The 25,256-nt window shown below is 32.3% G+C and carries 23 protein-coding genes; 7 read left to right on the top strand and 16 right to left on the bottom strand.

The window, feature by feature from the left end; all coding sequences use genetic code 11:
• Window positions 1-48 precede the first annotated feature (48 nt).
• Window positions 49-687: an NADPH-dependent F420 reductase gene (locus tag GCL57_RS08890; RefSeq protein WP_152212998.1), complete on the bottom strand. Its 639-nt coding sequence runs from the start codon at window positions 685-687 to the stop codon at window positions 49-51.
• A gap of 712 nt (window positions 688-1,399) precedes the next feature.
• Between GCL57_RS08890 and GCL57_RS08885 the strand changes: the two genes are divergently transcribed.
• Window positions 1,400-3,160, top strand: coding sequence for an ABC transporter ATP-binding protein (locus GCL57_RS08885; RefSeq protein WP_152212997.1), 1,761 nt, complete (start codon window positions 1,400-1,402; stop codon window positions 3,158-3,160).
• 20 nt (window positions 3,161-3,180) lie between these two features.
• Here GCL57_RS08885 and GCL57_RS08880 read toward each other — a convergent pair whose 3' ends face one another.
• The 10 genes from GCL57_RS08880 to trmB form a co-directional block, all read right to left on the bottom strand.
• Window positions 3,181-3,603, bottom strand: coding sequence for a hypothetical protein (locus GCL57_RS08880; protein WP_152212996.1), 423 nt, complete (start codon window positions 3,601-3,603; stop codon window positions 3,181-3,183).
• Window positions 3,604-3,721: 118 nt separating this feature from the next.
• Entirely contained in the window at window positions 3,722-5,356 is a 1,635-nt protein-coding gene (gene groL / locus GCL57_RS08875; RefSeq protein WP_152212995.1) for a chaperonin GroEL, read from the bottom strand.
• A 62-nt stretch (window positions 5,357-5,418) separates the two neighbouring features.
• Window positions 5,419-5,706, bottom strand: coding sequence for a co-chaperone GroES (gene groES / locus GCL57_RS08870; protein ID WP_152212994.1), 288 nt, complete (start codon window positions 5,704-5,706; stop codon window positions 5,419-5,421).
• Between the two features lie 243 nt (window positions 5,707-5,949).
• Window positions 5,950-6,498, bottom strand: coding sequence for a hypothetical protein (locus GCL57_RS08865; protein WP_152212993.1), 549 nt, complete (start codon window positions 6,496-6,498; stop codon window positions 5,950-5,952).
• 93 nt (window positions 6,499-6,591) lie between these two features.
• Complete coding sequence (locus GCL57_RS08860) at window positions 6,592-7,089, bottom strand: deoxycytidylate deaminase (protein ID WP_152212992.1); 498 nt, start codon at window positions 7,087-7,089, stop codon at window positions 6,592-6,594.
• Complete coding sequence (locus GCL57_RS08855; protein WP_152212991.1) at window positions 7,086-8,702, bottom strand: acyl-CoA mutase large subunit family protein; 1,617 nt, start codon at window positions 8,700-8,702, stop codon at window positions 7,086-7,088. The genes GCL57_RS08860 and GCL57_RS08855 overlap by 4 nt, the downstream gene beginning before the upstream one ends.
• A 38-nt stretch (window positions 8,703-8,740) precedes the next feature.
• Window positions 8,741-9,526 (bottom strand): hypothetical protein, encoded by a 786-nt coding sequence (locus tag GCL57_RS08850; protein ID WP_152212990.1) that lies wholly within the window; start codon window positions 9,524-9,526, stop codon window positions 8,741-8,743.
• A gap of 116 nt (window positions 9,527-9,642) precedes the next feature.
• Window positions 9,643-10,755, bottom strand: a complete 1,113-nt coding sequence (gene queG / locus GCL57_RS08845) for a tRNA epoxyqueuosine(34) reductase QueG (RefSeq protein WP_152212989.1) — start codon at window positions 10,753-10,755, stop codon at window positions 9,643-9,645.
• A complete protein-coding gene (locus tag GCL57_RS08840; protein WP_152212988.1) occupies window positions 10,755-11,672 on the bottom strand; it encodes a cation diffusion facilitator family transporter in 918 nt (305 codons plus the stop codon). The genes queG and GCL57_RS08840 overlap by 1 nt, the downstream gene beginning before the upstream one ends.
• Before the next feature lie 11 nt (window positions 11,673-11,683).
• Window positions 11,684-12,385 carry a tRNA (guanosine(46)-N7)-methyltransferase TrmB gene (gene trmB, locus GCL57_RS08835; RefSeq protein WP_246164827.1) on the bottom strand — a complete coding sequence of 234 codons (702 nt, stop codon included), beginning with the start codon at window positions 12,383-12,385 and terminating at the stop codon, window positions 11,684-11,686.
• A 124-nt stretch (window positions 12,386-12,509) separates the two neighbouring features.
• Between trmB and GCL57_RS08830 the strand changes: the two genes are divergently transcribed.
• Window positions 12,510-13,409: an OmpA family protein gene (locus tag GCL57_RS08830; RefSeq protein WP_152212986.1), complete on the top strand. Its 900-nt coding sequence runs from the start codon at window positions 12,510-12,512 to the stop codon at window positions 13,407-13,409.
• A gap of 12 nt (window positions 13,410-13,421) precedes the next feature.
• Here GCL57_RS08830 and GCL57_RS08825 read toward each other — a convergent pair whose 3' ends face one another.
• Complete coding sequence (locus tag GCL57_RS08825) at window positions 13,422-14,300, bottom strand: hypothetical protein (protein WP_152212985.1); 879 nt, start codon at window positions 14,298-14,300, stop codon at window positions 13,422-13,424.
• Window positions 14,301-14,435: 135 nt separating this feature from the next.
• Here GCL57_RS08825 and GCL57_RS08820 point away from each other — a divergent pair, with 135 nt between their 5' ends.
• From GCL57_RS08820 to GCL57_RS08800, 5 genes are read left to right on the top strand one after another with little or no spacing between them, the layout of a single operon-like run.
• Window positions 14,436-15,221 carry an ABC transporter ATP-binding protein gene (locus tag GCL57_RS08820; RefSeq protein WP_152212984.1) on the top strand — a complete coding sequence of 262 codons (786 nt, stop codon included), beginning with the start codon at window positions 14,436-14,438 and terminating at the stop codon, window positions 15,219-15,221.
• A gap of 38 nt (window positions 15,222-15,259) precedes the next feature.
• Entirely contained in the window at window positions 15,260-18,061 is a 2,802-nt protein-coding gene (locus GCL57_RS08815) for an excinuclease ABC subunit UvrA (protein ID WP_152212983.1), read from the top strand.
• 58 nt (window positions 18,062-18,119) lie between these two features.
• Window positions 18,120-19,055, top strand: coding sequence for a phosphatidylserine decarboxylase (locus tag GCL57_RS08810; RefSeq protein WP_152212982.1), 936 nt, complete (start codon window positions 18,120-18,122; stop codon window positions 19,053-19,055).
• Window positions 19,056-20,051: a GNAT family N-acetyltransferase gene (locus tag GCL57_RS08805; RefSeq protein ID WP_152212981.1), complete on the top strand. Its 996-nt coding sequence runs from the start codon at window positions 19,056-19,058 to the stop codon at window positions 20,049-20,051. It begins immediately after the preceding gene.
• Window positions 20,052-20,097: 46 nt separating this feature from the next.
• Complete coding sequence (locus tag GCL57_RS08800; protein ID WP_152212980.1) at window positions 20,098-20,565, top strand: acyl-CoA thioesterase; 468 nt, start codon at window positions 20,098-20,100, stop codon at window positions 20,563-20,565.
• A 16-nt stretch (window positions 20,566-20,581) separates the two neighbouring features.
• On the opposite strand, the gene GCL57_RS08795 is transcribed toward GCL57_RS08800, so the two are convergent.
• From GCL57_RS08795 to GCL57_RS08780, 4 genes are all read right to left on the bottom strand, one after another.
• Window positions 20,582-21,544 (bottom strand): hypothetical protein, encoded by a 963-nt coding sequence (locus tag GCL57_RS08795; RefSeq protein ID WP_152212979.1) that lies wholly within the window; start codon window positions 21,542-21,544, stop codon window positions 20,582-20,584.
• 319 nt (window positions 21,545-21,863) lie between these two features.
• A complete protein-coding gene (locus GCL57_RS08790; RefSeq protein ID WP_152212978.1) occupies window positions 21,864-22,472 on the bottom strand; it encodes a hypothetical protein in 609 nt (202 codons plus the stop codon).
• 47 nt (window positions 22,473-22,519) lie between these two features.
• A complete protein-coding gene (locus tag GCL57_RS08785) occupies window positions 22,520-24,478 on the bottom strand; it encodes a S8 family serine peptidase (RefSeq protein ID WP_152212977.1) in 1,959 nt (652 codons plus the stop codon).
• Between the two features lie 82 nt (window positions 24,479-24,560).
• Window positions 24,561-25,220: a hypothetical protein gene (locus GCL57_RS08780; RefSeq protein WP_152212976.1), complete on the bottom strand. Its 660-nt coding sequence runs from the start codon at window positions 25,218-25,220 to the stop codon at window positions 24,561-24,563.
• Between the last annotated feature and the right edge of the window lie 36 nt (window positions 25,221-25,256).

The following is a 25,256-nucleotide window of genomic DNA, read 5'->3' as shown; positions in this document are numbered from 1 at the left end:
GATCATGCATTATAATGAGTAGTGGTGTCAAAGTAAAACACTTCTTTATTAACGTAACATTTTGAATGCGTGAGTCCAATCATTGTCTCTAAACCCAGAGATGCACCAAAGCATACATAAAGGCTCAATTGCTCGTGCCGCTTCGACTGTACCACAATCTTCACTTTCCCAGCCGAACTGCTCTAAAATTTCCATTACAGTTATCTTTGCAGGTTCGCTGTTTCCACAAATAAACATTGTCGGCTTTATTGAAAGTTTAGGCTGCACCATCATGGGAGCACCAACTGAAGAAAATGCTTTCACAAAATTAACCTCAGGATATTTCTTTTGCATTTGTTCCATTAGAGAACTATTCATTTCTGTAAAAAAATTCACTACCCCATTAACAGGAGGATTATTACTTATTGGATTTGTTACATCAATTATTATCTTTTTACTTAAATTTTTTTCTCCGCAAAGGGACAATGCATTGAGAGCTTCTAAGCCTTTTACTGCGACAACAATGATTTCACCGAAATTAGCTGTCTCTTCAAAGTTTCCAATATGAGCATTTTGCTTATTTTTTTCTAGCCAGTCTGAAAGTTTTTCTTTTGAACGACTTCCTCTCATAACGCTGTGCCCAAACTTTAAAAAACCATTTGCAAGAGTTTCCCCAACCGTGCCTGAACCTAAAACGCCAATTTTCATAACGCACCCCATGGATTGTTTGTTGTAACGAAGTCAAAAAAATAAATAAGATTATACTTAAAATCATAAGCTTTTAATACAAAATACGCTTCAAATAATTATTTTTATGCTTTTCTATAATATGTAATATTTCAAATGAATTTTTATTATTTTAATTTATTATAAAATATTTTGCATTCTTCTTGTTACTTTTAAATCTTTACAACAGAATCTGTTTTTAAAATATTTTGAAAATATTTGGTTGTGGATATATAATTAAATATTTAGAATTTTTGAAAATTTTTATTAACAGAAATTGGTTCCTGAATATGCAAAAATAAAAACCATATTTAATACTTTATAAAGTTAAAAAAGAACATGAGTAATAAAAGAATAAAAATTAGAAAAATGATAGTATAAGAAACTTTTAATGATGATTTTAGAAAAAAAATAGACTTAAATAATTTTTCCTCTATTTAGAGCACTCAAAAATATATTAAAAATCTATCTCTTTGACCTAAAACTTCACATAGATTAGACAATGATTATTTTTAAAATGCTAAAAATAATCAGTATTTTAAAAAATCAGGAAGAATAAATTGGTAATGAATCAATAATAATTTAATTTTTTATTGAAAAATCAAACATGCTGTATTAATGACATGAGTGATATAAAAAATCAATTGTTCTTAACCATCATTTAAAGTTAAATGAACTATAGGATATTAAGTAAATGCATCCATTTCAAAGATTATTTTTATATTCTAAAAACTATCAAAAGCAAATTATTCTTGGAGGTATTTATTCAACTCTAAATAAAATATTTGACATTATGCCCGAAATCCTAATTGGTATAGCTATTGACACAGTTGTAAATACAAATCAATCTTTTCTAGCTAAATTTGGTTTTATATCTACTAAAGAGCAAATTGTAATCCTTGGCCTATTAACTGCACTTATCTGGATCTTCGAATCTTTATTTGAATTTTTATATTCTTTAAAATGGAGAAATTTAGCACAAAATTTGCAGCACGACCTTAGAATTGATGTTTACTCTCACATTCAAAAACTCGAAATGTCATTTTTTGACAATAAAAATACTGGCAATTTACTTTCTATATTGAATGATGATATTAACCAAATAGAAAGATTTTTAAATGGAGGAATTAACTCAATAATTCAGGTGTTTTTCTCGTCCGTTTTAATTGGATTGATATTTTTTATATTATCACCAACTATTGCCTTTCTCTCACTCATACCCATTCCATTCATACTATTTGGTGCATTTCATTTTCAAAAAAAAATTGGACCAAAATATTTAGAAGTTAGAGAAAATGCAGGAGGCATTAACTCTCATTTGAACAATAATATTTTAGGGATTTCAACAATAAAAAGTTTTACATCAGAACAATATGAAATTAGTAGAATAGAAAGTTTAAGCAAAAAATACAAAGAATCTAATCGAAGTGCAATCAAACTAAGTTCAGCTATCACTCCTGTAATTCGCATGGCTGTCATGTTAGGTTTTATAATAATCCTTGTTTATGGAGGATTTTTAGTATTAGACAATAAATTAAATGTAGCTATTTATAGTATTTTAATCTTTCTTTCTCAAAGACTTTTATGGCCTTTAACAGCACTTTCTGAAATAACTGACACATACCAACGCTCTCTTGCATCTATCAATCGAGTTATGAATTTATTAAAAACTCCTATTAAAGTTTCTTACAATGAAACTGGCTTAGATCTCAAAAATGTTATAGGTAATATTGAATTTAAGAATATAAATTTTTCATATTCAAACAAGAAGATTCTAAATGATTTATCTTTCAATATTACATCTGGTAAAACTTTTGCATTTGTTGGAGCTACTGGCTCAGGAAAAAGCACCGTACTTAAACTATTGCTTCGCTTTTATGAGAAGAATTCTGGCGAAATTTTATTAGATGGTCATGATATTTCAAAAATTAATCTTAAAGATTTAAGAAAATCGATTGGGTACGTGAGTCAAGATATTTATTTAATTGGAGGAAGTGTTGCAGATAACATTGCTTATGGAACCTTTCATTCAACAAGAGAAGAAATTATTCATGCGGCTAAACTTGCAGAGGCTCATGATTTTATAACTCATCTTGAACACGGCTATGATTCTATTATTGGTGAACGGGGGCAAAAGCTTTCGGGAGGCCAAAGGCAAAGATTAGCAATAGCAAGAGCAATATTAAAAAATCCACCCATACTTATTTTAGACGAAGCTACCTCGGCCGTTGATAATGAAACAGAGCTTGCCATTCAAAAATCTCTTGAAAAAGTAGTCATTGGTAGAACAACTATTATAATTGCGCATAGACTTTCTACTGTTAGAAATGCCGATAAAATTTTTGTATTTAATAATGGTGAAATTATTGAGTCGGGTGATCATAACCATTTAGTCAATTTAAACGGAATATATGCCACACTATGGAGTTTGCAAATGGGTGAAAAAATTCTATAAAAACTTTCAATGCAAAGCACTTAAGAGATCGATTCAGCATTTGCTTCTAATAAATTTAAATCAAATAACTCAAGATAAGCTGCAGCATCTGCAGCAGCATTAAACTGAGTTGCCTCAATTTCAGAAGTTAATTGATTTATAACTTCATTGTTATCATGTAAAACTTGTTCTTTCCAAATTTCTTCGTTTGTAATAATTTCATTTACAAGATCAGAAGTACTCGGTTTCTTATTTGCAACAGAAAATAAATGCTCTTGAGCAGCAATAACATCAACTCTATATTCATCTATAAAATTATCTTTACGAATAAGTGCATTGTAGTATTCTGATTTTGCCAAAAGAAAATCATTGTAAGCATTTTCAATATTTTGCTTTTTATTTGAGGCATAAGAATTTAAAGCAAAAAACATTAATGAAATATAAATAAATCTTTTAAAATACATTCTTAAAACATCCTTAAAAACTGAATCGATTAAAAATTAAACTCTCAGCAGAAACTAAAAAGCAGCTCTCAAATTTAATTGAAAGCTGCTTTTTTATAATAAATTTCTTGTTAAGAAATTACATCATACCTGGATAACCAGCTCCTGGTGCAGGGGCTGCTTTGTCGTCTTTTGGACGCTCAGCAATCATGCATTCGGTTGTAAGAAGAAGTGAAGCAACAGATGCTGCATTTTGTAATGCAGAACGAGTTACCTTAGTTGGGTCGATAATACCTGCTGCAACCATGTCTTCATAACGCTCTTCTTTAGCGTTAAAGCCATAATTAGCAGAAGAGTTTTCACGTACATTGTTTACAACAACAGATGGCTCATAGCCTCCATTTGCAACGATCTGACGAAGTGGCTCTTCACAAGAACGAGAAATAATATCAATACCAAAACGTTCGTCGTTGTTAATATCTGCACGAAGAGCTTCGAGAACTTTTTGTGCACGAATAAGAGCAACTCCGCCCCCTGGGACGATACCTTCTTCAACAGCAGCGCGAGTTGCATGAAGAGCATCTTCAACGCGTGCTTTCTTTTCTTTCATTTCAGATTCAGTTGCAGCGCCAACACGAATAACAGCTACACCGCCAGAGAGTTTAGCAAGGCGCTCTTGAAGTTTTTCACGGTCGTAATCAGAAGTCGTATCACCAATTTGCTTATTGATTTGTTTAACGCGTGCTTCGATATCTGCTTTAGAACCTTGGCCATCGATAATTGTTGTATTGTCTTTGTCAGAACGAACACGTTTCGCAACACCAAGTTGTTCAAGTGTTGTTGCTTCGAGCTTCATACCAAGTTCTTCAGAAATAACTGTAGAACCAGTAAGAATTGCAATATCTTCAAGCATTGCTTTACGGCGATCGCCAAAGCCAGGAGCTTTGACTGCAACAATCTTAAGATTTGCACGAAGACGGTTAAGAACGAGAGCTGCAAGAGCTTCGCCTTCAACGTCTTCAGCAATAACAAGAAGTGGTTTGCCAGTGCGAATTACTTTTTCAAGAATTGGCACGAGGTCTTTAAGAGAAGAAAGTTTTTTGTCAAAAATAAGAACATAAGCATCTTCGTAATTAACTTCCATTCTTTCAGGATCATTTACAAAGTAATTAGAAAGATAACCGCGATCGAATTGCATACCTTCAACAACATCGAGAGTTGTTTCCATGCCTTTCGCTTCTTCAATTTGAATAACGCCTTGCTTGCCTACTTTTTCCATAGCTTTTGCAAGAATATCACCAATATATTTATCAGAGTTTGCAGAAATTGTTCCAACTTGTGCAATTTCATTGTGACTTGAAATAGCTTTACTTGCTTTCTTAAGTTCTGCAGTGATTGCTGAAACAGCTTTGTCAATTCCGCGCTTTAAATCCATAGGATTATGACCAGCAGCAACAAGCTTAACGCCTTCACGGTAAATTGCTTGAGCAAGTACTGTAGCTGTTGTTGTACCGTCACCCGCAACATCAGAAGTCTTTGAAGCAACTTCCTTAACCATTTGCGCGCCCATATTTTCAAACTTGTCTTCAAGTTCAATTTCTTTTGCAACAGTTACGCCGTCTTTAGTCACATTTGGTGAACCAAAAGATTTGTCAATAGCAACATTGCGGCCTCTCGGTCCCATGGTCACTTTTACAGCATCTGCAAGAGTATTAACGCCTACAAGAATTTTTTTACGAGCATCTTCACCAAAATTAATCATCTTAGCTGACATGGATATCTCCTAAATTATTTTTAAAATTAAAACCCCAATTTATAATTGGGTCAGATTATTTATTAACCAATTACACCCAAAACGTCATCTTCGCGAAGAATAAGGTGATCTTCACCGTCAACTTTAATTTCAGTTCCACTGTATTTGCTAAAAAGTACGCGGTCGCCAACTTTAATATCAATTGCGCGAACCTTGCCGTCTGCAAGTACTTTGCCATTTCCAACAGCAACTACAGTTGCTTCAACAGGTTTTTCTTTAGCATTATCAGGAATTAGAATTCCCCCAGCTGTTTTAGTTTCTTCAGCAACACGTCTAACTAAAATACGGTCAGAAAGTGGACGAATCTTCATAATGAGCCTCCAAAAAGTGGAAATAAACCACAACATTAAAAACTTAATTTTAAAGGTGAGAGGAGACTTCCTCCCGATACCTCAGCTGGAAAATAAGCGTCACAACTCGAGTGTCAAGGCTCGCTGCGGAATAAAATTTTATTTATATATTTTTATGTAAAAATAAAATAGATTTTGTAAAGTACAAAATCTAAAATGCCAAGAATTTTATCATTCAATTCATTATTAATACATACTTAAAATTTATGGATTTGCAGAAAATGAAATATTTGAGAGCCCAAGCTGTTCAATTGAAATATCATGGCTTTTGGAACGCTTTACTAAATAAACAACGCCTTTTTTATCGAGCATAATTGCGGCTGGTACAGATTTTTTTTCCCAATATGCTGCAACAATTTTTGAATTAGAAATTGAATTTAAAAAAGATTGAACTTTTTCATCACTTGGATGAATTATTTTTCCTAATTCTAAAACATTTTTTTCGTTGTTTATAAGAAATAAAATATCGCTATTATATGCAAGAATATTTATATTTGATTTTGTATAGATATTTTCATCATTATAAAAAAGATATAAGGGTGCCATTTTAGGATATTGCTTTTGGACTTTGGAAGGAATTTTAGAAAAATTTCCAATAGAATCAGAGTCTGGCATTCTATAATCAATATATTTCGATTTTTGCTGAGAATTGCTAATTAAAATAAAATTACTCTCAGAATTTTTAATCGAAAAACACTTTTGACTAAACAGAAGCAAAAAGATACAAACCATTGAAATAATAAAACTATTCATAAGATCTGGCACCTAAATACATAAATAAGCCCCCCAACGAAAGATTATCTATATGAAATTAAGTAAGAGTGCAAATGATTTTATAAAGAGTTATTATTTTACTTGGCGAACTTCAAGACCGCAGGAACGCATAAAATCCATAACAAATTCATAATCTTCGTTTTTGTAAGCATTCTTAAAGACCACTCTTTTTATACCTGCTGTGATTATGGCTTTTGCGCAGTCCCTGCACGGACTATAAGTACAGTAGAGAGCCGAGTTGCGTAGATCTTGCCTCGATGCAGCTATAGCATTTATTTCTGCGTGCACCATAAAAGGATATTTATCAGGACGTAGATTAGGTAGTTTTTTATCATCACAACCAGGAGGAAAGCCATTATAACCTGTCGCTAAAATTCTTTTATTTTCATCAATAACAACAACGCCCACTTGTGTTTCTCCATCATGACTTCTTTTAGAAACTGCTTCCGCAATTCCTAAAAAATAATCATCCCAAGTTGGACGCTCTATATTTTTTTTATTTTCATAATTTATTTTAATTACTGAAAAAGATTTTCTATCTTCCTTTAATTGAGAAACAGTATCGCTCATAAAATAACACTTTCTTTATATTCGCCATAAACATCTCGCAATATATTGCAAATTTCGCCAATGCTCGCATACACACGCACGGCATTTAAAATGTGTGGCATTAAATTATCCGTTCCTTGCGCCGCTTCTTTCAGTTTTTTGAGCGAGTTTTGAACAGCGGAATTATTACGCTTATTTTTCACTTTTTTTAAGCTCTGAATCTGAATTTTTTCAACTGAGTCATCAATTTTTAATAAACCTTCAGGACGCTTTTCTTCAACAATAAACTTATTAACACCCACAATAACTCTTTCATGAGTCTCTATATCTTGTTGATATTGATAAGCTGATTTTTGAATTGAAGCCTGTACAAAACCCTGCTCAATTGCTTTTACCATTCCTCCCAATGAATCAATTTTTGAAATAATTTCATTAACTTCAACTTCAATTCGATCAGTTATAGCTTCGACATAATAACTCCCCGCAAGAGGATCAACTGTCTCAGTTACACCGCTTTCGTAAGCTATAATTTGTTGAGTGCGGAGAGCAATGCGGGCTGATTCTTCTGTTGGCAAAGCAAGAGCTTCGTCCTTTGAATTTGTATGTAAGCTCTGTGTTCCTCCTAAAACAGCGGCAAGTGCCTGAATTGCCACACGAACAATATTATTCTCAGGCTGCTGTGCTGTTAAAGTCGAACCGGCAGTTTGGGTGTGAAAGCGCAGCATAAGACTCTTTGGATTTTTAGCGCCAAAACGCTCTTTCATAATTTTTGCCCAAACTCTTCTTGCAGCTCTAAATTTACCAACTTCCTCTAAGAGATCGGTAAAACCATTAAAAAAGAATGACAAGCGGGGAGCAAATTCATCCACATGCAAACCCACTTTTATTGCCGCTTCAACATAAGCAATACCATTTGCAAGAGTAAAACCCACTTCTTCTGAGGCAGTGCTACCCGCTTCGCGTATATGATAACCACTAATAGAAATTGTATTCCATAAAGGAACATGTTCCTTACAAAATGCAAAGATATCGGTAATTATTCTCATAGATTGTTTAGGGGGAAAGATATAAGTTCCTCTTGCAATATATTCTTTTAATATATCGTTCTGAATTGTTCCTCTTAATTTGTTGGTACTTACTCCTTGCTTTTCAGCAACTGCAATATACAATGCCAATAAAACAGACGCCGAAGAATTTATAGTCATTGAAGTTGATATTTTATCAAGAGGAATTCCATCAAATAAAATTTCCATATCAGCCAAAGTATCAATTGCAACGCCAACTTTACCAACTTCGCCTGCTGCTTCTTCACTATCGGAATCATAACCAATTTGAGTTGGAAGATCGAATGCTACACTTAAACCTGTTTGACCTTGCTCTAATAAATATTTATATCTTTTGTTACTTTCTTCTGCGCTTGCAAACCCTGCATACTGACGCATAGTCCATAAACTATTACGATACATTCCTGAATGAACCCCACGAGTATATGGATACGTGCCAGGAAAATTTATTTTATTTAAAAATTCTTTGTTCCTTTGATAATCCTCGGGATAATAAAGTTCTTCAACCACAGAGCGAGAAGCTGTCACAAATTCTTTTTTCCTTTTCGGATCTTTATTAGAAGCTGACATTTAATTCTTCCTTTACTTGCGATCAAATTAATTATTTCTTATTTTGACTTCACTTTTTTATTGATGATTCTGCCAGGAAAATCTTCCCAAAAATTATTTGAAAAAACAGTATTTATAAGTTCAGTCCAGTTTGGAAAATATTTTTTTTCTACTGGGTTGATTAAAGTTGCGCTCCCATCTTTTCCCCAAATAAGTTTTCCATTATTCGTATCAACTAACAATATAGAAAACCCGCCCGTTATCGAATAAATATTATCATCAAAGTTTGATTCAATCTGAGTTATTACAACTATTAATGCGGTGTCTGCATTCATAACTCGAGCAGTTAATGAGTTTAAATTTTCAATCCATTTGGGTTCACCCGCAAGACAATAAGAATAAAACTCTACGAAATTTTTTCTTGATAAACAAGAAGAGGTTATGAGTGAGCGGACAGTTGAATCGCGTGAAGAAAATCTTTTTGCAACATTATTCATGGTTCCTTTTAAGTTTTCCAAAATATTTGATTTGCCTTTTTCAAGAGCTTTATTTACCACATCGAATGGATAACCATTGATATTGGGTTGCCCATCAAAGGAGTCAATCACTTTTTTTTGCAAAAGATTTATAATATTTTCAGAAGCTATGATTGAGGGATCAATAGATGATGTTTTTGAAGGATCAGGAAGAACGAAAGTTGGAATTGCGATAATAGAAGCAGGGTTCACAGCCTCATAGCCAAATTGAATTCCAGCCGGCAATGGTTTTAAGCTTTGACATGATGTTATTAAAGCTGTAGCTAATGCAGACAGAGTAAGTTTTTTTAACATGCCTTTTTGAAGCATTTTATATTCCTTAGTGATACATATAATTAATCTTCAAGAGGGATCAAGTTTATTAAATTGTCCTGCTTGCCTTTGACAGAATACATATTTTAAAAATTTTGAAAAGAATAGCAGTTTTAAAAATTCTGGATCTGCTTAACGGTATTAGAAATAAGTTTGAATTCAGAGTTTTCAAGTTTTTGTAATATATTATGCAAATCTTCATCTTGATTTGAATATAAATGATACAAAGCATTACGAATAAGACCTTGGTACTTTGCACGTGTAGCAGCGGTTCCACCAAACCATTTTTCATACTCAAGTGGAGTCATTAAAGCGATATCTTTGATACTTATTGATAAAAAAGAGCTATTATATTCTGCAAATCCTTTTAAAATATTAAAATCAGAAGTGACTAAATTATAAGGACACACTTCTTGACAAATATCACAGCCATAAATCGTTTTAGAAAAATGTGAAATATATTCTTTGGGGACAATATCTCGATGCTCAATAGTTAAGTAAGATAAACATTTATTTGCATCCAAATAATACGGTTTTATGAGTGCATTTGTGGGACATGAATCTAAACATTTGGTGCAGTCACCACAATCTAAGCTTGCAATAGGATTTATTTTTGGAGTATCAAAATGTTCGATAATTTCACTGTGTGACAAATCCAACAAAAGAGTTGCGATAAAGAAAAAAGAACCCATACCAGGTCGAATTAACATTGTGTTTTTACCTATAAACCCAATATGAGCTTCTCTAGCATGCGCTCTATCAAAAAAAGGAATTGAATCAATGACAGGTCTAAACGTAAATTTTTTATTCAAATGTTTTTGAAGAGCTTGACCAATGAGTACTAAATTATTTTTTAAAATTTTGTGATAATCTTTCCCATAAACATATCTAGAAATTAATTTATTACCAATTAATGAATTTTTTTTTGCTTTTATTTCAAAAGAAACTACTCTTTTATTTCTTACTCTGTGTCCCATTGAATAAGGAAATAAAAAGACAAGTGCCGTTTTTGAGTTTGGCAGAATAAAAGAAGGATCCTTACGCACATCAATATTACTCTCTAAAAATTTCATTCCAGCATGCGCTTTATCATTCAACCACTGTTCAAAAGCTTTAAAATCTTTATCAAAAACATTTACATATTTTTTATCTTCAAATGAAAAAACACCTGTTGCATATGCATCATATTTTTTTAATAACTCAATTATATCTTCTCTTAATATCATCAGTCTGGACTTACGCTACTTGGATCTGCATGGACAATAACATCACCTTCAAATTCAGATGATAATACATGTTCAATTTTATCTATAATATAGTGAACTTCATTAAATAAAAGTGATTCTGGTAATGTAACATGAAAATCAAAAAAGTATTTATGACCACTTTTTCTTGCTCTAAATCTATGGATATCTAAAATTCTTTCGTCGGTTTTTTTAACAATTTCTATTGCGATTAATTTTATATCATCAGGTATATCATGATCCATAAGTTCATTTATACTTGTTTTTACTAACCCCAAAGAACCATAAATAATATAACCAGAAAATAACAATGCTAAAATAGGATCTAAAATTGTATATCCCGTTATTGCAACTAAAAAAAGGGCTAAAGTTGATGAAATATTTGTCACAAAGTCAACTTTATAATGTTCCGCATCTGCTATTAAAGCTGGGCTATTTAATTTTAAGCCATTTACTTTTAACCATTTTGTTACAAAAAGGCTCACAAAAGCTGCAAATATAAAAAAGACAATTTGCTTCCAATCTGAATGATTTATTAAAACAGTTTGTCCATTTAACACATCATATATTTGTCGAACGCTTGAGACAGCGATCGCAATTCCTCCACCAATAATCAGGCTTCCCTGACCAAGGGCAGCGATGCTTTCTGCGCGTCCATGCCCATAGGGATGATTATGATCTGCATCAAGACGTGCGAACTTAACAATTTTTCGATTTACGAGACTGACGATCATATCCATAGTGCTATCCCAAGCAGATAACGCAACTATCAATGAGCCTGTCATAAAAAAGAGTGTAAGTTTACCAACTGCTAAAAAAGCAGCACAAATTGCTGCTACCAAAGCTGCTCGTTGAGCTATTTTCGAATTTGAAAGTCCATCCGTTAATCTATGAAGCATAACATTACTTTCTATGGCTTAATAAAAACTCTTTGGTAGAAAGGCACTCCCTTCATAGTAAAGAGTTTTTGAAATGCTGTTTCGTAAGAATCACCCTGAATATTTTGAGGTTTTGAACGCGGAGTAAAATCTTTTTCATCATCGCTTATAAAGCCAGAATGTAAGACTTTTTTCTGAGTTTCCAAAAAATACTGCTCATGATCTGTTTTAAACCAAAAAAAACCTTGAGGTGACAATTTAGAAAATAAAATTTCGATGAAATCTGCCTTTAAAAGTCTATTTTTTTCATGCCTTTCTTTAGGCCAAGGATCTGGAAAAAAGACACAAACGCCAAGTAAAGAATTGTCTGGAACAATATCTCTCAGAAAAGCCATACCATCACAAATTGCAATGCGCCCATTATCTAAATGATTTCTTTTTAATTTACGGGCAGCTTTCACAACGCGCTTGTAGGTGATATCAAGTCCTAATATATTTTTATCTTTATTATTTTCAACAAGTTCAAGTACTGTTTTACCCATATAACAACCAATTTCAACTACTATGGGCTTTGTCATATCTGTAAAGAGTGAAGAGTATTTTTCGCCCAACTCTGCTTGAGTTAAGAGGTATTCTGATAATCCAATAGCCTCTTTTAAATATGGGTTTTCATGTCTATCAGGAGCTTTTTCACCTTTTCTCAAATTATCTATGATAGTTCCAACTTTTCTCATCAGCAAAAATCTTCCTTATATGACTCATGGAATTGACAAATTATAAAATTTGCCCACTGCCTCAAGCGCAGGTTGCCGAAAAGATGGCAAGGGATCAAGCTCTAAATGAAGCAATGGAATAAATATGAAGCTTAAAATGATTTTTAAAATAATCATAAAACTTTCAAAACTAGCAAGTTTCATTTTACTCAATATTTCTATATCATATTCATGTACAGCAATTTCTTTAATCAGCTATTTTTTTCAGACTTCTTATCCAATTGAAGAGTGCACTCCCACAGGACTTGCCACTCAATCAATTAAGTTAACTTACTCTGAACGCTCAAATATTAAAAATGAATTTCTAGTTAGTTGGGATCTATATTCCAATAAAAAAATTGCATATTATCAAATGCCCACTGTTGGCGGAGAAGTCCAAATTGCTCGTTGCCTTCCACCTGGAAGATGGGTTTTTTTAGGAAGAGGAAATGTCGAGAGTATTAATGGAAATACAGTTGAAGCTATAATAAAAGGAATCGATATAACTCAATATCCAGCAGGAAAATATCCGCGCAAATTTATTGAAATGGGAAATCTTTATTGGCGGCCAATGGCAGGAGATGTTGTCTTTCCAGTCGAAAAAATAATATCAAGAAAAATTTTAATCAGTCCAAAATTTGAGATTGCTTACGAAAATATCTTTACTAACTTAGGGAATGGAAATTACTCTTTTGATCTAACTCCAGAGGGGCAAGAGTATCTTGATGATAAATTCTCTTATTTTAAAAATCTTAATGGCCGCCTAGAAATCGATGGATTTTATCTAACTTCTGGAGATAAAGAGCAACTGCGTTTAGAGTCACTGATGAGAGCTCAAGCAGTAGGAAATTATTTAGTTAGAAGATTTAATTTAAATCCAGAGCAAGTTGTGACTCTTGGATATGGTAATGATTGGCTTCAATCGGGTATGCAACCCGTAAAATCTTGGCCTCAGAAAAATTTAATGAGAGGAGTGATTCTAAAATTATTACCAGAGAACAATTAATTAATTTTTTAATTATCTGATTTTTTTAAGAACTTCATCACTTCGAATTTCTTCACCTTCAGGTATACCAAGTTTTTGTACAACTGTCAGCTCTTGTATTCCACCTAAATTATCTGCCTTTTTTTGGATTTCTAAAGTCAAATTTTTAATTTTAAACAGATGACAATCTTCAATAAAGTAATAACTATCATGAAAGGTAACAACTTTACGATTAAGAGAGCCACATAATTTTTGTGCTGATGGCAAATGTTTTTTTAGTTTTCCTTCGCTTTCAACTATATCAAGATTATTTTTTTCAATCAAAACAGGTCTACCAAGGGGAAATATTTCAATTGTTTGTGGTTGAAGTGAATAAATAGGGCGGCTTTTACCATTAAATAAAAGGACATCACTGTATTTTTCAAATGGTCTTCTTTTACAGTTTTCAATAAAAAAATAATTTATATTATCTGAAGTCAATATTCCTTTTTCATATAAATTACATAGTTCTCTTAAACTTAACGCATTGCGCTTTTCAAATTCATTATAATATTCATCATTCCCATAATTTTCGCCAATTGGAATAAGAGAATAGACTTCACTTGTTAAATTAATAATTTTTTTCTTTCTAATTTGAATAAGTTTATTAACTATTTCTGAACCCTTAATTAGTCTAAGTTTACAATCTTTCAAAAAATATATTTTATCAACGTATGAAAGAATTTTATTATCTAACTCTACACATGCCGAAATTCTAGATTTTATATTACTCATCATCTTTTCATCATTATCTAAAGTAACGATAGATTTTTTTTCTTGAGCCTCTTCGGAAAAAGCTTCTCTCGCAAAAAATACATAAATGTTAACTAAAGATAAGATAATTAAAAAGGATCTTTTAAAATTAATATTCATTATATTCACTAGGCTCACTCATTAAATAAATTATGACATTCAAGCTTATATTACTAAGCACTATCTGAAATAATTGCAAATCAAACAATAATAACCTAATATAAAGAACTGCCAGTCATAAGTTAAGGAGGCTGAGTGCAATCATCCAAAATTGTAACACTGAATGACATAAATGTCTCTTTTATTAAGAATAAACCTATACTCCAAAACTTAAATCTTGATATATTTAAAGGCGAATCTTTAACTATTCTAGGACCGGGTGGCTCTGGAAAAAGCACACTTCTTAAGATTATATTAGGAATCATTGTACCGCAATCAGGAACAATTCATGTCCTTGACAAGAATTTACAAGGTCTAGCACACAAAGACAGATCGGAAATTTTAAAAAAAGTGGGGATCGCCTTTCAGCAAGGCGCTTTGTTTGACTTTATGACCGTCCGCGAAAATATTAATTTTGCTATGGAAAATATGACCACTTTTACAAAAAATGAGCGAGAAGAAAGAGTTTTAAGTTTTTTATCGCAAGTCAATTTGAATCACGCTGCAGACAAACTTCCAAGTGAACTTTCTGGTGGTATGCGTAGAAGAGTCGGTTTTATTCGTGCGCTTGTAACGAATCCCGAACTCGCACTGCTTGATGAACCCACGGCAGGTCTTGATCCTGTTACAACAACAATTGTTATCGACATAATTCATCGAATTGGTTTTAAAATTGGCACAACTATGGTTTGCGTGACTTCAAATATCGATGTTGCATTCCGCTTTGCAAAAAAAGTTGCTATATTAAAAGACGGAAAAATAATTGGAATTGGTACAAAAGAACAGCTTTTAAACTTAAATGATGAATGGATCACGCATTTTTTAACAATCCGAGAAAATAAATTTCACGCAGATGCAGAGCTTGAAAATTTGAATAGTTAATTTAACAGAAATCCATATTAATTGGAAAAGAAGAAATTATGACATCAACTTCTGAATATTTAATTTGCAAAGGCGTTAAAACCCACAATTTAAAAAATATTCATCTTAACATTCCATTAAAAAAATGGATTGCAATTACAGGTGTTTCAGGAAGTGGTAAAAGCAGCTTGGCATTTGATACAATTTATTCTGAATCACAAAGAAGATTTCTTGAGACCTTAGGAACTTATGAAAGACAGTTTTTGCAAGGCCTTCCTCAAGGTGATTTTGATGAAATTGATAATATACCAGCTGCGGTGTCTTTAAAACAAAATAATAAAACAGGAGATCCACGCAGTGTTATTGCTTCGGCTGCTGATATTGCAACGCCTCTACGCACACTATTTATATCTTTAATGGATCCTTCCTGCACAAACTGCGGCTCTCCCGTAAATGTTGATACTTCAAATCAATTGATAGAATTATTAACTAATGAGAATAGTAAAGAAAACAAATTAAACTATATTATTTCAGTTCCATACACCATTGATTCTAAGAAAAATCTAGATGATCTCATTTTTGAAGGTTATACACGTGGAATTATAGAAAATAAAATTATTGATTTTGAAGATTTTATTAAAGAAAATAGTTTAAAAAATATATCTATGGAAATCATTCTTGATCGCATAAATTGGCAATTAAGCACTGAAGAAATATCCAATAGAATTGAAACAATCTGGTCGCAGGTAAAATTTTCTCCTCGCTTTTCTTATTTAAATTTAGTGAAATTAAATTCAAATAAAGAAATTACAAATGATAATCAGGTTTTCCACGTTCAACCTTTTTGTTCCTCATGTCATCAACAAACCTCAATTATTCAAACCAATGATCTTGACTGGCAGTCAATTTTAGGAGCTTGTCAGACATGCAATGGTTTAGGAAATGTCCCCATTCTCGATCCTCAGAAAATAATACCAAATCCAAATTTATCTATTGCTGAAGGAGCTATTAAACCTTGGAACTCTGATACATTTTTATGGATGAAAGAAGAATTAATTCGGACTTGCAAAAAAAGAAATATTAAAATCCAAGGATCATATTCTAATCTATCAAAAGATGTTAAAAACTTTATATGGTATGGCGACTCTTCAAATAAAAAATCCAGTGACACAGAATATGTCACACTCAAAAATTTTTTTGATATACTCGAACAAGAGCGTTATAAAAGCACTTCAAGAATACTTCTCGCAAAATACAGAAAATATGAAATATGTACTAATTGTAATGGCGCTCGTGTGGGTAAAGCAGGCCTAAATGCAATTTGTTTTGGTGTTTCATACAGTGAATTATTTCAAAAAGAAATATCGAGCGCTCTTCGTTGGCTGGAAAAAATAAAATTAGAAAAAAAATATGAAAAAAAACTCAATGCTATTCCAGAAATTTATGATGAAGCATTTAAAAAAATATCACTTTTAGAAAAACTAGGCCTTGGCTCTGCACAACTTTTCCGCCGCTGCAAAACTTTATCTGGAGGTGAGTATCAAAGAGTTTTACTGACACGAGTTATTGGCAATGGCCTAACTGATGCTCTTTATGTTTTAGATGAACCGAGTATTGGGCTTGGTAAAAAAGAAATTCCATCATTAATAAAATGTATTGAGGAATTAAGAGATTTAGGTAACACAGTGCTTATGGTAGAACATGATAAAACACTTATTTCAAGTGCAGATGAAATACTTGAACTTGGACCTGGCGGTGGAGAAAATGGTGGAAAACTTTTAAAGGTAATAGATAAAAAACCAAATTGCTTTCAAACCAAATTTTCAAAATTAAATCTTAATTTAACTAAAAAAAATATTTTTCCATTAAACTCATATCAAAAAGAAAATTCTATTATTCTAAAGGGATTCTCTGCAATGAATTGTAGAGAAATAGATATAGAATTCATTTTAAAAAAACTCAATATCATCATTGGCCCAAGTGGAGCAGGAAAATCCACTTTAATTCGCTTTGGCCTAGAAGCAGCTCTTGATAAATATAAAGAAACTAATATTTCAGAAAATTCAGAATATGATTCAGATGCAAAAATCGGCATTTGGCAGCATTTTATTTTACCAAAAAATTTCTTTGAGAATAATGACATTATAAGTGTAGAACAAAAAGCGCTACACAGAACAATCTCAAGCGTTCCTGCAACAATTTTAGGACTCATGGATTTATTAAGAAAAAATTTTGCGGCCACACGTGAAGCCAAAGCGCTGGGTTTTAATATTTCAGATTTCTCTTTCAATGGAGTAGGGGGATGCGAAAACTGCAATGGCAAAGGAACAATCGAAGATGACCTATTCTTTTTGGGTTCCGTCGAAAAAATATGTCCTGACTGCAATGGAAGTCGTTATAGAAGCGATATTCTCGAAATAAAATGGAACCAAAAAAGTATTCACGAATGGCTTTCAACCAGTATGGCTGAATGCTTAAAAACTCTGGGAAAACAATCCGGCTTCTCAAAAGCGCTGCTATTATGCAATCAACTTGGACTTGGACATATCCCACTGGGCTTGCCCACAACCTCAATGTCGGGTGGAGAAGCGCAACGTCTACGTATTTGTGCTGCACTTTCAAAGTCTTCCAAAAAAATCTTTTGTATTTTGGATGAACCGACTCGAGGTCTCTCAGATTTTGACATTGGAAACCTTCTTGAAACTTTATTGCGTCTTTGTAGCGAAGGGCATACATTTGTCGTTGTAGAGCATCATGAACTCTTTGAAGAGCACGCACACCATCTCATAAAAATGGGACCAGAAAGTGGAGTTCATGGTGGAAAAATCATAGAAAGATTGCTAGCAGTTGCTCAAGAATAAAACTCGTGGGCAAAAGACTGGCAAAAACTTAAGTGCTATCGATCAGGGAAGCAAAAAAATGTTAAAATCTATTTTAGGAAGTGCCTCTAAACAAATTAATGTCATAAAAAGAAAGAGTGGAGAGAAGTTTATAGAAAAAATATATGGCGAAGATGCCATGAAAATTTTTTATGGAAGCCCTGCTGGAGCTGCATTTACCTCTAAATTTTTAACAAATAAATGGATAAGTAATATTTATGGTGCTTACAATGATTCAGGTGCAAGTAAACATAAAATAGAAGAATTTGTTAATTCAATGGGTATAGATGTTACTGAGTCAGAAAAAGATATTTCAGAATATCACTCATTTAATGACTTCTTTGCAAGAAAATTACATTCAAGAGCAAGACCTATTAATCGCTTAACAAATAGTATTATCTCTCCTGGTGATGGTAGATTGCTTGTTTTTCCAAATATCACAGATGCTACAATTAGCAATGTAAAATGGGCTCCTATTAAACTCATTGATCTTTTTCAGGGAAATGAGAGCTTATCAGAACGTTACAAAAATGGGGCTTGCGCTATTCTCAGATTATGCCCTTCAGATTATCATCGCTTTCACTTTCCAGTATCTGGAAAAGCAGGAATTACTAAAACTGTCCCTGGTCTACTTCATTCTGTAAATCCCTATGCACTTGAACAACAAATCCCTGTTTATTGTATGAATAAAAGAACACTTTGTGAACTCGATTCCGATCAGTTTGGAAAAGTTCTTTTAATAGAGGTAGGTGCTCTTTTTGTTGGAACAATTGTGCAAACTTATCGACCCGCAGTGCAAGTCGAAAAAGGAGATGAAAAAGGATACTTTAAATTTGGCGGAAGCACCTGCATTTTCTTTTTTGAAAATGATATTATGGAATTCGATGATGACATTGTAAAAGCCTCACAACAAGGCATTGAAACGCTCGTTCAAATGGGAGAGAAAATTGGTCATTTAGCGGAAAGGAAAGCTTAAATGCAAAATTCGGATGTTTTCCCAGAAATCGTCCGAGACAAAGATTTCTCCTTCCAAGAGTTACAATATTTAACAAATTTATGTTTTGAAAGCTCTGACTATTTAAATAATTTTCCACAAGTATTTAAAAAAGAGAATAAAGAATATTTTTTTTTATTTAGACACAATGGTCAGGCTGTGTCGTTTTGCACTCTCTACCCAATTCGCTTTCAGTTACAGAATATTGTATTGAATTCTTATTGTATTGGAAGCGTTTGCACTCATCCTCACTTCAGAAAAAAAGGTTTTGCAAAGAGGGTTTTGTTGCAAGCCGAAAATAAAGCTAGAGAAAACTTAGTTGATTTTTTATTTCTTTTTAGTGATATAAATCCTCTTTATACTGAACTAAATTACCTTCCAGCAGGGAAAACATATTTAACGCAATTGCACTCAAAAGTTACAAATCCAATTTATTTAAAAAATTTAAAAAGATTAAATATTGAGTATCTTAAAGCTATAAATAAAATAGATTTAAAAAATACCGATTTTTTTTACTTTAATAATTTAAGTGCGCTGAGTGAAGCTGAAAAAATTAAAATTTGGCAATTTATTGTATTTTATTCACCAAAGGGTGAGTCAATTCTTTCCTACATAGAATTTTCTGACATCTTAAAAATTAAAAATATGCAGATGTATCTATTAAACTTTGAAACACGTTTGTATTCCGTTTGCTTTATTAATAAAGGCGATGATTTTCAAAATGTTATCCACTCGATATATTACAAAGAAATTAATTTTATAGTCATACTTTTAAATAAAATTTTAGCAAAAAGTAAAGATGAAGAGCTTATATTTTTTCCGGGAGTCCACGCGCATTATTTCTCTGAACTCTTTGATTTTCAAGAAATTCCATCCTTATTTTTAAAATCTATTCATGAGAAAAAAATTACCACGCAAAAATTACAGGCTTTATGCTTAAATAATGACATATTTATTAGCAGCTTGCAAGGAACTTAACAAAGTTATAAAATAAATATAAATCATTTATAATAAGGCGTAAAAAATGAAAAAAGTAATTGTTCATGATAAATCTATCGAAATGACAGTACTTATGACTCCAGATATGGTGAATTTTTCTGGAAAAGTTCACGGTGGAGCCATAATGAGATTACTTGATCAAGTTGCTTATGTTTGTGCATCACGTTTTTCTGGGCATTACGTTGTTACTTTATCAGCAGATCAAGTTTTCTTTAGACATCCTATACACGTTGGAGAGCTTGTTACTTTTTTAGCAAATGTTAATTACACTGGAAAATCTTCAATGGAAATTGGTATTAAAGTTGTTTCTGAAAATACAAGAACACGCATCCGCAATCATGTGCTCTCTAGTTACTTTACAATGGTTGCTGTTGATGAAAACTCAAGACCCGTTGAAATCGCTAAAGTAGATATAACGACAAATAAAGATCAAGAACGCTTTGAGTCTGCTCTACAAAGAAAGAAAATGCGTGAGCAATTCTGGAAAAAATAAATCCTCTATTTAATACTTAATCCCAATCTCTTGTTGCAGTGAAATCAATAATCGAAAAGCTGTTTTCACTTTTTCCAAATATTTGCTCCGTTCTTACAATAACGATATGAGTCTTAAAAGGCACACCTTTTAAGATTGCGGTGCCTCCACCTTGCCTATTGAATACACTTGCATTTAAAGTGAAATCACCATTATCAGACGTAATTGGGAAAATTATATTGGGATTATCCTTATGAACTTCAACATATCTGTTTAGCACATTTATATCGGATAAATCAAGACCATCACTTTCTTCAACAACAAAATACATTGAAGCTTTTTTCTGAGCGTCAGCAGTATTTTTAAAATGTAAACTTCCTAAAAAATGGCGATTACCCTGATCATCAACTTCAGGTTTGAATTCACTTTCATCAACTGAGAATTTTGCACTTTCTGTATGCCCAAAACTTAAAGTAACATCATAAAACTCAAGCTTTCCAAACGAAGTCTTAACTAAATTTGAGTTAAGAAAATTACTAAAAAGGACATTTATAATAGGCAACTCAGAATAGTCTAAAGTATTGATTTTTGCTTTCACAAATATATATCTAGATGAATCTTTAAGGTTTATAAATTTCTTATATGAATCTTCATTCAATGATAGGTAATTAGTATCAACCTTTGTATATGTATAAACTTCAGCGCCCGCACTTATTTCTTTTATTTGCAAGATACATTTCTTATCACCTTTTCTTACGAAAGCATCAGACTGTGCCACATCGAGGGACAAGTTCCATTCAGAATTATCTGTTTTTCCATAACAACTTTTATAAATACCTTTAATAATAAATTGCTCCGGAGCAATAGATGCCAAATTACTCGTTAGCGAAACCTTAAAGATCTTATCTTTATCCTTAACTTTATCACTTCCACATGCAGTGGCAACAAATGCGGCAATGGAAGAAGTTAAAAATACTTTTATAACTGAGTTATTTTTCATTGATTTATTCCTTTTAAATAAAATTATTTTTCCATCAAACCGCCGAATTATTTTTTGAGCATGATTCGGGGCGAATATTTATTGAATATTTTGTCGGCTTTAGTTGAATAGTTGTAATTAGTTTTTTTTATTATAATAATACAAATCTAAATACAGCTTATTTATAAAACAATAAAATAAATAATCAATTTTTTATTTTATTTATTTTTTGTTTATTTTGTAAAATTTTAATATTATTATAAATAAATCAAAGAAAAATAAAGGCGCATATTTACAAAAAAATATACGCCATAAAAAAAAATAAATGTATATCTATTAGTTAAAGAGGTTCTTGTAAATGTTCCACAACCTCAACTGTAACATTTGCGACACTGCTGTTTGATTTGAGTTTAGAAATACTTTCATTTATAGTCATGTTGTCTAGCATTTCTATGACTATATATCCTAAATGTGGAAAACTTTTTGAAATTTTAAAGCTTGTGTCTGAAAAAGTTTTACCTTCTTTTAATTGCACAATCATTTTTCCATTAAATGCACCAAACTTTCCTGTTGTTTTATTATAGACTACAGCAGACTTCTTTTTTGTTTGTAATGATTTATCATCAGATAATGGTTCTGATTTTGCTTCAAAAATTGAAAAACTTGCTGTTTTAACTACTTTTTTAGCGTCTTGAGCTGATTCTTTTTTATTAAAAGAAAGGGTTAATTCTGGATATATGGTATATTCAGAATTACCTTGTTTAAAGGTTTCTCCTTCTTTATATTTCTTTAAAACTTCTTTTTGTTGTGCTTCTGTAGTATATGACTCATCACTGACTTCAGACTTATTATCTTTTATTAAGTTTTTATCGATGGCATATCCTCCTTGCACACACAGTAACGAAGAGGAGAGGAGACATACTAGTGGAAAGATTTGTTTTATTTTCATAAATTCTTTTACTCCTAGAAAAATAATTTTTATAAAATCACTGAGGCTTATTTATGCCCAGTGACCATAATTTTCCAACCATTAAATGTCGTACTTGAATTGTAAAAACCTGCATTTATGACTTTTAAAGTCCAAACACCCTCACTCTTTTCACCATAGAAAGCATTACTTTGCATTGTCATATTTTTAATTTTTTTGCTATATGCAAATCCATTTCCGACATTCCATATTATACTTTTTGTTCCACTTGGAGATGTGATTTCAAGACCAAGATCTCCTAAGTTTGTACTTTCAGCAGAGACTTGAATCTGAATCGATTCAATATTTAAACCATCCCTATTTGGAATATTTATTTTTGCATCAACTCCTTTTGGATCTGCTTTTGGAACTGCAATTTTTGCTGCGTAATATTGGGAACTCCATTCACGATAATTTCCTAAAGAAGCATCATAATTTTTAGCTAATTTTACAGCTTCGCCAACATTCACTCGCCCGAATCCATACCAGTTAGAGTATGAAAAACCAGCTGCATTTGCGACCCAACCTTGCTCCACCTGATAAGCAGAGTTTACCTCTCCTTTCACTAATTCAACTTTTGTCCCTTGCAAATTTGGATCCACTTTTGTTGAAGTTTTAGCTAGAATATATTTAACATCTCTCCAGGTTAAATTAGGATTGGCTTCGAGAATGAGAGCTAAACTTCCTGAAGTCACAGGAGCAGCAGAAGATGTTCCATTCATGGTATTTGTATAATTACCATCTAGATTTTCATCAGTGTCTAGAGCATTAAATTGATTTCTAATATTTATTATATCTTCTAAATTATTTGCATCATGCATTTTACTCATACCATAGCGCGTTCCACTGAAATCTGTCGTAATGATTGCAGGCTCTCCAATTGTTGCTCTATATTGTTTCCAATTTATTGGACTTGAAAAGCGCGCATAGTTATCTTCAACCCATTCTTTATCCACACCATATTCTCCCCCCGGAGAACTTACCCAAAGAGATGCACCCGTAGTTGAATAACTTGACTTTGTTCCTTTAGCATTTAATGCACCCGCAACAATAACTTCAGGCATAGCATTTAAAAGATTCATATTTGAATTTTGGCAAGAAATATTTAATTCAATAGCTTTTAAACATTTTCTAAAATCATAACTCAGTTTTTGAAAACCATTTCCAGCTGATTTAACATATAGTGCACCTTTGCCATCACGCAATTGACGTGCTCCATAACGGAATGCAACCGCTCCTGAGGCTATTAAAGGATGACTTTCCTCCATTTGCTCTGCGTTTGAAAAACCATAGCTCATATTAAAAATATCATTTTCTTTTGAGGCATCCGATCCACCCAATGCATCAATAAAGTTTTCAAAACTTTGTGCCCCATCGGATATAACGTTGTAGGCAGATAGCTTAACGCGTGGCGCAACTCCTGAACCTCCAAAGCCTAAATTACTCCTCATTCCAATAATTCCTGCCACCATTGTGCCATGATCAACTTCATCATCTGCAATGGGTGAGGGATCATTTGAAGCCAATCTATTGTCTCTGAAGTTTATGGACCAAGTTTTAGTTTTAAACTCTTTATTCTCAATATTTGGTCTTAATGATTGATGGTCGACTTCCATACCCGAATCGACAACAGCAACTCGAATTCCATTTCCGCTTAAACATTGTTTCTTTAGTACATCAGCAACATTTATATCTTCGCCAGCTATACCTGCTTCTGAAGCAAATGCCTTCTGTCCAGTGTTTTTTAAATGCCATTGATACTGACCGAGCGGATTTAATTTAGCATTATCTAAATCAGTACAGAATTTCTTTCTTTTATTTGCAGCGGAATTTGTTTCAGAGTTTAAATCTAACCCTAATTCTGCTTTTGAAAATCCATTACTTTTAAGATTAGCACTCTCATGACTTGTCTTTCCGCAAGATGATAAAAATGAAATTGCTATGACAGGAACAGAGAACAATGATATCTGTTTTTTATTTAAGATCATGGGGTCACTCCGTTTTAAAGGTTAAAAATGAGCCGAGTTCGCAACCCATTTTTAATTGATCAAATTCAAAAGAGCTTTATTTTTAAAGAGGTTTCTTTGAAAAGTTTTCAATAACTTCTACTTTAATACTTTCGATTACAGAATCTGCTTTGTTCTCAACTTTAATTTCTCTCACAACATCAGTTATTTTTGCCCCAACAGGAATGTCAACAATATAATAACCAACTGCGGGATAACCTTTATAGGTGAATTTATTTTTATCTAATTTAAATTCATTACTTGCTTTCACAATTATTTTTTCACTTAAAACCCCGACCTTGCCTGTATTATTATTTACAACAACCCGATAACCGAGTTTTTTTGGAACTTGTTCATCTGCTGCAGAGCTAACACCTTTTTTTCTTTCTGACGAAGACGTCATTGAATCAACTTGAAAAATATTAAGTGCATCTTTTTTTAATAATATTTTGTCTCCACTTGGATCAGAAGATGTAAAATCTGAATCTAATGATGAATAATTACTTAATTTTTTGTTCTCTTCTTTAAAATTATTTTCACTCTGTTTCTTTAGACTAGCACGCACTCCGCTTAAAACACTTATATTCTGATTATTTTCATTGTATTGATCTTCTGCCACATAATTTTTTAATACTTCGCTTTCTTTAGATTTTTCAGCAATTGCGAGAGTTGTATAAAGTGCGGCAGATAAGCACAAACCTAAGGTTAAAACTGATTTTTTCATAGACTTAAATTCCTAAATAAAAATTAATTATTAAGT

Source organism: Fluviispira multicolorata, assembly GCF_009208585.1.
Taxonomy (GTDB): domain Bacteria; phylum Bdellovibrionota_B; class Oligoflexia; order Silvanigrellales; family Silvanigrellaceae; genus Silvanigrella; species Silvanigrella multicolorata.
The sequence above is the reverse complement of the archived record's forward strand: the minus strand, read 5'-3'. Positions and strand labels throughout refer to the sequence as shown.